The organism is Achromobacter maghribensis (assembly GCF_057334215.1).
The window spans coordinates 190,880-199,254 of sequence record NZ_JBHFII010000039.1; the positions used below are offsets into that span (position 1 = coordinate 190,880).

The following is an 8,375-nucleotide window of genomic DNA, read 5'->3' on the forward strand; positions in this document are numbered from 1 at the left end:
GGCCGATTGTTTTCGATCAGCACGTCGGCGGTCAGCGCCAGTTCGCGCGCCAGCGCCAGGTCGGCCGGATCTTTCAGGTTCAGGGTCACCGACTTCTTATTGCGATTCAGCGACGCGAAGTTCTCGCTGTAGCCATCGGATATCGGTGGCCAGCTGCGCAGCGTGTCGCCGCCTTCGGGGTTCTCGACCTTGATGACGTCGGCGCCCATATCCGCCAACAACATGCCGCAAAACGGTCCCGCCGCGACATTGCAAATTTCCAGCACCGTGATGCCGGCAAGTGCCGAACTGGGTGTCATGTCTGACCTCTCGTTATGAAAATTCAATATTTAGGATTCAAAAAATAGTATAAGAGCGCGCCTTCCCGGATGGCATCATGCCGGACGGATTCGTGACGCCCGCTCATGTTTCCTAGTGCAATCCCTAGGAAGGTCGCTTAATTGTTGACCAGCATATCACCGTGTGGAATTCTACGTAAACCATTTATTGGAATACGAGTCCTATATTTTAGGATTTATAGAACAGGGTCGCAGCACCCCAAGCCACCGCAACCGCGGGCGCCCGTGCATGACGACTCGTCCACCAAGGAGACCCCCATGAAGCAAACGTGGCGCATTGCCCTTGCCGGCGCCGTCCTGGCGCTGGCCGCCAGCCCTGTCCTCGCCCAGACCTGGCCGTCGAAACCCGTGCGCATGGTCGTGCCGTTTCCGCCTGGCGGCGCCACGGATGCCGCCGCGCGCATCTATGCGCAGCACCTGGGCGACTTTCTGGGACAGGGCGTGGTGGTTGAAAACAAGGCGGGCGCGGGCGGCGAAATAGGCGCGGAATACGTCGCCAAGTCGGTACCCGATGGCTACACCTTGTTGATGGGCGCCGTGGGCAGCCATGCCATCCATGCGGCCATGCCGGACAAGCCGGGTTATGACTTCGCCACCGCCTTCGTCGGCGTATCGATGGCCACCAGCATGCCGATGGCGGTCGCCGTGAACAGCAAGGTGCCCGCCACGAACGTGCAAGAGCTGATCGCGCTGGCCAAGAGCAAGCCCGGCACCATCACGTTCGGATCGGCCGGCCCCGGCACGTCGCAACACATGGCGGGCGAACTGTTCCAGGTGGTGACCGGTACGCGTTTGATGCATGTGCCCTATCGCGGCAGCGGCCCGGCCATCACCGACTTGCTGGGCGGCCAGATCGACATGGTCATCGAAACCCTGCCCGCCCTGTTGCCGCAAGTCGCCAGTGGCAAGATCCGGCTGCTGGGGGTCACCACGTCCACGCGTGCCACCGCCCTGCCCGATCTGCCCACGTTGATGGAGCAAGGCGTGAAGGACTATTCGGTCGCCACCACCTATGCGCTGCTGGCGCCCGCCGGCACGCCGCCCGCCGTCGTCGAAAAATTGTCGGCCGGCATGCAAAAGGCCGCTGCGATGGCTTCCGTGCAACAGGCCGCGCTGAAGCTCGGCGCCGATGCCGTGGCGACCTCGCCGGCGGATACCAGCCGCGTGTTGAAGCAGGAAGTGGCCCGCTGGGCGGACGTGGTGCGCATGTCGGCCGCCAAATGACATCCACCGGCGCTTCGCTCCAGCCGTCGGCCGCGGACCTGGCCATCGTGGGCGGCGGCTCGGTCGCGGTCAGTCTCCTGTACCAGTTCCTGCTGGCCGTGCAAGATAAGAATGGCGGGCCTGCCGCTGGCCCGCTGCGCATCGTCCTGTTCGAACCGCAAGCCGAACCCGGCCCAGGCGGCGCCTATCAGGAAGACCTTCCCAGCAACCTGCTGAATATCCCGGCCGGCAACATGTCGGCGCGCGCCGATCAGCGGATGGACTTCGTCGACTGGCTGCGCGGGCAGGACCCCGCCTGGCTACGCGAGTATGGCGTTGACGCCGTCGCCCCCACGGACTTCCTTCCGCGCCCCTTGTTCGGCGCCTACATGCGCGCCGTGCACGCGCGTTGCCGCGAGCTGGCGTCAACGCTGGGCGTCACGCTCGTGCACGTGCAAAGCCGGACGCGAAGCGTGACACCGCTGAGGGAGGGCGACATGCGCGTAGGCGACATGCGCGTAGGCGACGTGCGCGTAGGCGACGTGCGCGTGACGCCCGAGCATGGCGCGCCGTGGCTCGCGCGCCATGTGGTGCTGTGCAATGGCAACCTGCCGTCGCAAGCCTTCCCGCACCTGGATGACGCGCCGGGGTACTTCAACAGCCCCTACCCGGTGTCCGCGCTGGCGGGCGCAATCGGCCGGGATGCCTCGGTGTGCGTGGTGGGCACCAGCCTCAGCGCCGTGGACGCCATCGCCGCCTTGCAGCAGTCCGGCCACCGCGGCCCGATCCTGTGCGTGTCGCGTAACGGCCGCCTGCCCTCGGTGCGCAGCCCCCACAACCAGGCGCCGGCGGCGCTGCGGCACCTGAGTCGTGACGGCGTCTTGCAGTTGGCCGCACGCCACGGGGGAGCGCTATCGGTGGCGCTGATCACGCAAGCGCTGAAAGACGAGGTACGAGCCGCCGGCGGTTCACTGGACACGGACGATGTGCTGGGCCTGGAAGCGGATGCGCGAACGGCGCTGGACGAGGAGATACGCCGGTCGTCGGCAGCGGCTCGCCCCTGGCAGGCGGTGGCCGCGGCCACCAATGCGGCAGTGGACCAGATCTGGCACCTGATGCCCGAAGCGGAACGCAGCCGCTTCCAATCGCAATGGCGCTCGCTATGGATGGCGCGGCGCGCCACCTTTCCCATGCGCAACGCGTTGAAGCTGCAAGCGTTATTCCAAAGCGGCCAGCTGCAAGTGCGCGCGGGTTACATGGACAGCCGCCACGATCCGGCGGACCAGTTGTTCCACACGCGCTTGCGGGGCGCAGCGGGCATCGCCACGCATTCCAGCCGCTATCTGGTCAACGCCACGAGCTTCTCGGTGGATGCCGCGGCCACGCGTGACCCGCTGGTGGCGGCGTTGCTGCGCGACGGCCATGCGCGGCCGGATCCGTTCGGCGGGCTGGCGCTGGACTTTGCAACCGGCTGCCTGAAAAACGCGCAGGATGCGGTGCTGCCGCGGATATCCGTGCTGGGCAGCCTGGCCGGCGGCACGTACTTCTGGACCACATCCATGGACGTGAACGCGCGGCTGGCGCGCGACCAGGCGCAACGCATCGCCGCCGCCCTGACGCGTCAACCGCCCCTCATTGGTCCAGAAAACCCCGCCGATAGCCCATCCCCTGCGATATGGCCTGCGCGCACGCCGACACATCCGGCGCCAACTGCTTCATCCTAGCGGCGCTCAGGCGGTCAAGCGGGCCCGAGATGCCGACGGCGGCCACGGGCTGGTCCAGGCTGTTGAACAGCGTCACGGCCAGTCCGCCCACCCCTTCCCGCCATTCGCCGCGATTCACGGCATAGCCGGCGCGGGCGATCTTGCGCAGTTCGTCTTTCAGCAACGCCATGGACACAATGGTGGACGGCGTGTGCCGCACCAGATTTTCGGCATAACGCTCGACATAGCCGTCGGGCTGGTAGGCAAGCAGGGCCTTGCCGGTCGCCACGGCATAGGCGGGCGCGCGTCCGCCCACCATCGAATACGCACGGATGGGTTGCGGGCTGTCGATCTTGTCGACATAGACCACGTCAAACCCGTCCAATACGGACAGGTGAACGGTTTCACCCGTTTGGTCGGCCAGCGTGCGCATGAACGGCGCAGCCAGTTTGCGCACGTCCAATTGCGCCAGTTGGCGGGCGGCCAATTCGAACAGGCGCACCGCGCCGCGGTATCCACCACCATCATCGTCCTTGATGACGTAGCCGGCGTGGATCAACGTTTGCAACGTGCGATGCGTATTGCTGCGGGTGAGACCGACGCGCGCGGCCAGCGCGTCGATCGTGCGCGGCGGATTGTCCACGTCCGTCACCGCCTCCAACACCATCAACCCCTTGAGCAGCGTCTTGTCCATGTTGTTTTTTCCTAATATTTAGGACAGGAACATAGCATGAGACGCCGCGCGCGAACAGCGCCTTCCTGGCAATCAGCCCTTCAATTCGGGAATGGTGGCGCGCACGGCCGCCGAACGGTCCCACAGGTTGGGCAGGCTGGGCGACGAATAGCCGGACACGAACGGCTTGGACTGTCCGGCGACCGGGTCATAGACGTGCCGCGACACCGCGCCAATGTTGCCGCCGTACAGGTGCACGCTGATCGACACGCGATCGGCGAAGGCGTTGGACACTCGGTGGATGTCGCCCTCTTCCGGCGACAGGCGCTCCACGTCGCCAGGACGCAAGGTCGTGGCGTCGCCCGCGGGCATCAGGCGGCCGTCCGGCTGGCGCGCGTAGCGCTGATTGATTTCGGCGCCGCGCAGCATGCCCACATAGCCCCAGACCTCGTGGTCGTGCACGGGCGTGAACTGTCCCGGTCCCCAGACAAAGCTAACCAGTGAAAACCGCTCTAGCGGATCGCAATGCAGCAGGAATTGTTGGTAGTACTGCGAATGCGGCGTGGTACAGGCCTCGGGCAGCCAATCGTCGTGCCGCACCAGATCGGCAAAGGCTGCCTGCAGGGCCGGCGTCTGCGCCAGTGCGTCCGGGGCGGCCAGCCGCGTCGCGGTAGCGATGAAACGGCGAAGCCGGTCCAGGCCGGGGGAAGCGTCAGGCATTGCGTATCTCCGTTGGTCAGGAATATCCCAGATGAGAAAACCAGTATCCATCATTCGGGAATCTTGCGCACGCTTGCCCCCACCGCGGTCACGGCCGCCGGTTGCAAGCCGCGCTTGACAGGCTTGCGCCTGAGCGCGCAGCGTAACGGATTATCTTCCAGGCCGAAAATGACGAGTCCTTATCTAGATATTCCGCCAGCGTTGGGACAAACGCTACGCGGCGCGCAACGCATCGTGGTCTTCACCGGGGCCGGGGTTTCCGCGGAAAGCGGCATCGCCACTTTCCGGGATGCGTTGACAGGCTTATGGTCGCGCTTCGACGCGCAGGCACTGGCGACACCCGACGCGTTCCGCGCGCATCCCGACATCGTCTGGGGCTGGTATGAATGGCGTCGCGGGCAAGCCCTGCGCGCCGAGCCGAATGCCGCGCATCGCGCCATCGCGGCGTTGGCGCATCACGTACCCGAGCTGATTGTCGTCACGCAGAATGTGGACGATCTGCATGAGCGCGCCGGCAGCCCCCGGGTGGCCCATTTGCATGGCAGCCTGCACGCGCCGCGTTGTTCGGCCTGTGCCGCGCCCTACACGCTATCGGGCGGCGCGCCCGACGAACCCGACGAAGGACGCCGCATCGCGCCCCCCGCCTGCTCCCTGTGCGGGGCGCCGGTACGGCCCGGGGTCGTGTGGTTCGGTGAAAGCCTCCCTGCCGACGCGTGGAGCGACGCGCTGCGTGCGGCCGAACAATGCGACCTGCTGCTCAGCATCGGGACATCGGCGCTGGTCTACCCGGCCGCCGAATTGCCGCAACGCGCGCTGGCCGCGGGCGCGTCCGTGATCCAGATCAACCCCACGGTGACACCGCTGGACCGGCAAGCGCACTGCAATCTGCATGGCGCGGCAGCCGATGTGATGCCCCGCCTGCTGGCGGCGGCGTTTGGCTCAAACAGCCACTAATTCCCTGTTCGCCACGCAAGCCATAACCCGTTTACATCGGGCAATGCGGGGATGACGGCGTCAGGGCCGGTGAAGATTTGTGAAGATCTTTCGACCGATGTGGAGTAGAAAAGAGCTTGCTGCAACTGTCGAGGGGAAACCCCGAATCTCACCGTTGCGCCGCCGCATTACAGTGGCGCAAGCTGTTTCGGCCGTGGAGAGCACCATCCCTTTTTCCTGGAGACTTCCCGATGTGTTCGTGCGTTCATCAGACGGTGTCTTGCATCGTGTGGTCCGGCACGCCACGACCACCGAAACCATTGCCAAACTTGAGAGCATTCCCAGCAATTACCACCTGGACTGCGAATGCATGCTCGACAACGGCGAAACGCTTTCCTGGATAGGAAATAACCAGTATCGTCAGACCCGCGGCGGTGCGATTTACACCGCCGAATCCGATATCACGACGCCCCATGGCGAGTTCCGCAAAAGCGGCGCCTCGAAGCGGAATGCACCGGATGCATACAGGGCCGCCCCGCACAAGAAACTGACCGCCGGGCACACCCCTTTGCCACTAGCTGTCGTCAACTTGAAAACCGGCAACGATTGGAGCTTGATACGCGCCTGGCGCGAGCACCTCAATATCAGCACTGCGGATATGGCGGCCCGGCTCGGCGTTGACCACTCCATCTACATTGAATTGGAACGGCCGCGTCCACGGCCACGCCAGGTCATCCTGGATCGCGTTTCGCAAGCATTGGGCGTCTCACCCGACCAACTCGATGATTCATTGTTAGGAGGGCGTTTTCGGTAGCGCCGCGCCGGGCCTTTCCGCCCGCCCCCGCACCTTGAAACGCCCACGTGACTTTGGCGCCGCATGAAAGACGGCCCGCGCAGGAGGTAAGGTATGCTCGGCACCGCAAGACGATTGACGGATGTGCTTGCCACATCCCCCGATGGCACGCTGTATCGCATTGAACGTTTCGTGGCCGACCTGGACGCGTATACCGCGCTGGGGACTTCGCGCTTCGATCCCAAGATGCACTGCATCTGCCGCACCAGCTCTGGCGAAAAAGTCACCTGGCTGGGTGGGCAGGCCTACGAGATGCTGAAAAACGGCATCTCGCTGACCGCGGTAGACCGACGACGGCGGTGAACGCGCACGCCTACCGCGTGAACCGGTCCACCAGAAAGTCCACGAAGGTCGTGAGCTTTGGCAACGCCTGCCTATCTTTCGGATACAGCAGCGTGATCGGCCGCGCGGCGGGCCAGTATGGCTGCAGGATCGGCACCAGGCGGCCTGCGCGCACGTCGTCACCCAGCAGCAGTTCGGGTTGCAGCACGACGCCAAAGCCCGCCAGGGCCGCCTGCCGCAGCGCCTGACCGTTGTTCGACAGGAAGCGGCCCGAGGGGTAACCCACCTGATTGCCGTCTCCGCTGTTCAGTTGCCAGCCGGTGCGCCGGCTCCAATACGAAAAATCCAGGCATTGATGCCGCACCAGGTCGTCCGGCGTGGCGGGCGTCCCATAGCGCTCAAGATAGGCGGGCGCGGCGCAGACGATCATTTGATAACGCCCGATTGCGCGCGCAACCAGGCTCGAGTCGGCCGGTTCGCCGATACGCACCGCCAAGTCGTAACGAGCGGCCACGATGTCTTCCACGGCATCGCCAAGCACCAGTTCAACGCTGACATCGGGATAAACGGAAAGGTAGTCGGCAATGGCCGGCGTCAGCGCGAATGAGCCGAAAGTGACCGTCGACGTGATGCGCAGATGCCCCCTTGGCGTCAGCCGCAAGGCCTCAGCGCCCTGCTCCGCATCGCGGATCTCGGCCAGGATGGCCTTGCAACGCGCGAAATAGGCTTGGCCAGCCTCGGTCAGGCTTTGCCGTCGGGTGGTGCGGTTCATCAGACGCACGCCCAGGCGCGCTTCCAATCCCTTGACGTGCTTGGCCGCCATGGCTGGCGACATCTCGTGGCGCGTCGCCGCGGCGGTCAGGCTGCCCAGCTCCACGACCGCCACGAATACTTCCATGCTGAGCAACCGGTCCATGAATTACGCACCCCGAGTGTGAAGTGTTTCCACTATTCCTGGATTTTTCCATGGAAATCGAACGGCGAGAATGGCTGCATGCACTGGCGCTGGGCCGGTGTACGACAAAAATCGAGCAGATTTCGGGCAAGCCCCGGGAGACCCTATGAAAATCATCCTAATCGGCGCCACCGGCACCATCGGCCGCGCGGTCGCGGCAGAACTCGGCCAACACCACGACATCATCGCCGTGGGCAAAACCAACGGCCAGCATCAGGTCGACGTGACCCGCAGCGACAGCATCCGCAATCTGTTTGAACGCGTGGGCAAGGTGGACGCCATCGTCTCCACGACCGGCGGCCTGCACTTCGGCCCGCTCTCCGACATGACGGCCGAGCAGTTCAAGATCGGCCTGCACGACAAATTGCTGGGCCAGGTGGACCTGGCGCTGATCGGCCAACACTACGTCAACGCGGGCGGCTCCATCACGCTTACCAGCGGCATCGTCAGCGACGAGCCCATCCGCTTCGGCGCCAATGCCTCGGCCGTCAATTCCGCCATTGACGGCTTCGTGCGCGGCGCCGCCATCGAGCTGCAGGGCATCCGCATCAACTCGGTCAGCCCGACCGTGCTGCAAGAATCGATGGCAAGCTACGGCCCTTACTTCCCGGGCTTCGAAGCCGCGCCCGCCAGCCGCGTCGCGCTGGCCTATCGCCGCAGCGTCGAAGGCGCGCAAACGGGCCGCGTCATCCGGGTCTGGTGACCGCCAGCCCCC

At 64.9% G+C, this 8,375-nt stretch carries 10 protein-coding genes; 6 read left to right on the forward strand and 4 right to left on the reverse strand.

The annotated features are described in order from the left end of the window. A partial coding sequence (locus ACE039_RS16440) for a CoA transferase (protein WP_485822837.1) occupies nucleotides 1-299 on the reverse strand: 299 nt, incomplete at its 3' end. A gap of 297 nt (nucleotides 300-596) precedes the next feature. On the opposite strand from ACE039_RS16440, the gene ACE039_RS16445 reads away from it, so the two are divergent. Both ACE039_RS16445 and ACE039_RS16450 read left to right on the forward strand, forming a co-directional pair. Further along, nucleotides 597-1,562 (forward strand): Bug family tripartite tricarboxylate transporter substrate binding protein, encoded by a 966-nt coding sequence (locus ACE039_RS16445; RefSeq protein ID WP_105557544.1) that lies wholly within the window; start codon nucleotides 597-599, stop codon nucleotides 1,560-1,562. After that, complete coding sequence (locus ACE039_RS16450; RefSeq protein WP_485822838.1) at nucleotides 1,559-3,265, forward strand: FAD/NAD(P)-binding protein; 1,707 nt, start codon at nucleotides 1,559-1,561, stop codon at nucleotides 3,263-3,265. Before ACE039_RS16445 ends, ACE039_RS16450 begins: the two co-directional genes overlap by 4 nt. On the opposite strand, the gene ACE039_RS16455 is transcribed toward ACE039_RS16450, so the two are convergent. Together ACE039_RS16455 and ACE039_RS16460 are read right to left on the reverse strand one after the other, a co-directional pair. After that, nucleotides 3,174-3,938 (reverse strand): IclR family transcriptional regulator, encoded by a 765-nt coding sequence (locus tag ACE039_RS16455; protein WP_105557542.1) that lies wholly within the window; start codon nucleotides 3,936-3,938, stop codon nucleotides 3,174-3,176. The two genes, ACE039_RS16450 and ACE039_RS16455, sit on opposite strands and share 92 nt — an antisense overlap. A 72-nt stretch (nucleotides 3,939-4,010) precedes the next feature. Then, on the reverse strand, nucleotides 4,011-4,637 hold the full coding sequence (locus tag ACE039_RS16460) for a cysteine dioxygenase family protein (protein ID WP_485822839.1): 627 nt from the start codon (nucleotides 4,635-4,637) through the stop codon (nucleotides 4,011-4,013). Between the two features lie 168 nt (nucleotides 4,638-4,805). Here ACE039_RS16460 and ACE039_RS16465 point away from each other — a divergent pair, with 168 nt between their 5' ends. The 3 genes from ACE039_RS16465 (at nucleotide 4,806) to ACE039_RS16475 (ending at nucleotide 6,726) form a co-directional block, all read left to right on the forward strand. Next, the gene (locus ACE039_RS16465) at nucleotides 4,806-5,591 is read left to right on the forward strand and encodes an SIR2 family NAD-dependent protein deacylase (protein WP_485822840.1); all 786 of its coding nucleotides are present in this window, start codon (nucleotides 4,806-4,808) and stop codon (nucleotides 5,589-5,591) included. Nucleotides 5,592-5,784: 193 nt separating this feature from the next. After that, on the forward strand, nucleotides 5,785-6,384 hold the full coding sequence (locus ACE039_RS16470; protein WP_313463430.1) for a helix-turn-helix domain-containing protein: 600 nt from the start codon (nucleotides 5,785-5,787) through the stop codon (nucleotides 6,382-6,384). 93 nt (nucleotides 6,385-6,477) lie between these two features. After that, a complete protein-coding gene (locus ACE039_RS16475) occupies nucleotides 6,478-6,726 on the forward strand; it encodes a hypothetical protein (RefSeq protein ID WP_199196815.1) in 249 nt (82 codons plus the stop codon). Nucleotides 6,727-6,736: 10 nt separating this feature from the next. On the opposite strand, the gene ACE039_RS16480 is transcribed toward ACE039_RS16475, so the two are convergent. After that, nucleotides 6,737-7,621, reverse strand: a complete 885-nt coding sequence (locus tag ACE039_RS16480) for a LysR family transcriptional regulator (protein ID WP_105557538.1) — start codon at nucleotides 7,619-7,621, stop codon at nucleotides 6,737-6,739. A gap of 145 nt (nucleotides 7,622-7,766) precedes the next feature. Between ACE039_RS16480 and ACE039_RS16485 the strand changes: the two genes are divergently transcribed. Then, nucleotides 7,767-8,363: a short chain dehydrogenase gene (locus ACE039_RS16485; protein WP_105557537.1), complete on the forward strand. Its 597-nt coding sequence runs from the start codon at nucleotides 7,767-7,769 to the stop codon at nucleotides 8,361-8,363. Nucleotides 8,364-8,375 lie beyond the last annotated feature (12 nt).

Coding starts and splice junctions, on each gene's coding strand:
- ACE039_RS16485 (WP_105557537.1), top strand. CDS start 7,767: ATGAAAATCATCCTAATCGGCGCCACCGGCACCATCGGCCGCGCGGTC.
- ACE039_RS16465 (WP_485822840.1), top strand. CDS start 4,806: ATGACGAGTCCTTATCTAGATATTCCGCCAGCGTTGGGACAAACGCTA.
- ACE039_RS16455 (WP_105557542.1), bottom strand. CDS start 3,938: ATGGACAAGACGCTGCTCAAGGGGTTGATGGTGTTGGAGGCGGTGACG.
- ACE039_RS16460 (WP_485822839.1), bottom strand. CDS start 4,637: ATGCCTGACGCTTCCCCCGGCCTGGACCGGCTTCGCCGTTTCATCGCT.
- ACE039_RS16480 (WP_105557538.1), bottom strand. CDS start 7,621: ATGGACCGGTTGCTCAGCATGGAAGTATTCGTGGCGGTCGTGGAGCTG.
- ACE039_RS16450 (WP_485822838.1), top strand. CDS start 1,559: ATGACATCCACCGGCGCTTCGCTCCAGCCGTCGGCCGCGGACCTGGCC.
- ACE039_RS16445 (WP_105557544.1), top strand. CDS start 597: ATGAAGCAAACGTGGCGCATTGCCCTTGCCGGCGCCGTCCTGGCGCTG.
- ACE039_RS16475 (WP_199196815.1), top strand. CDS start 6,478: ATGCTCGGCACCGCAAGACGATTGACGGATGTGCTTGCCACATCCCCC.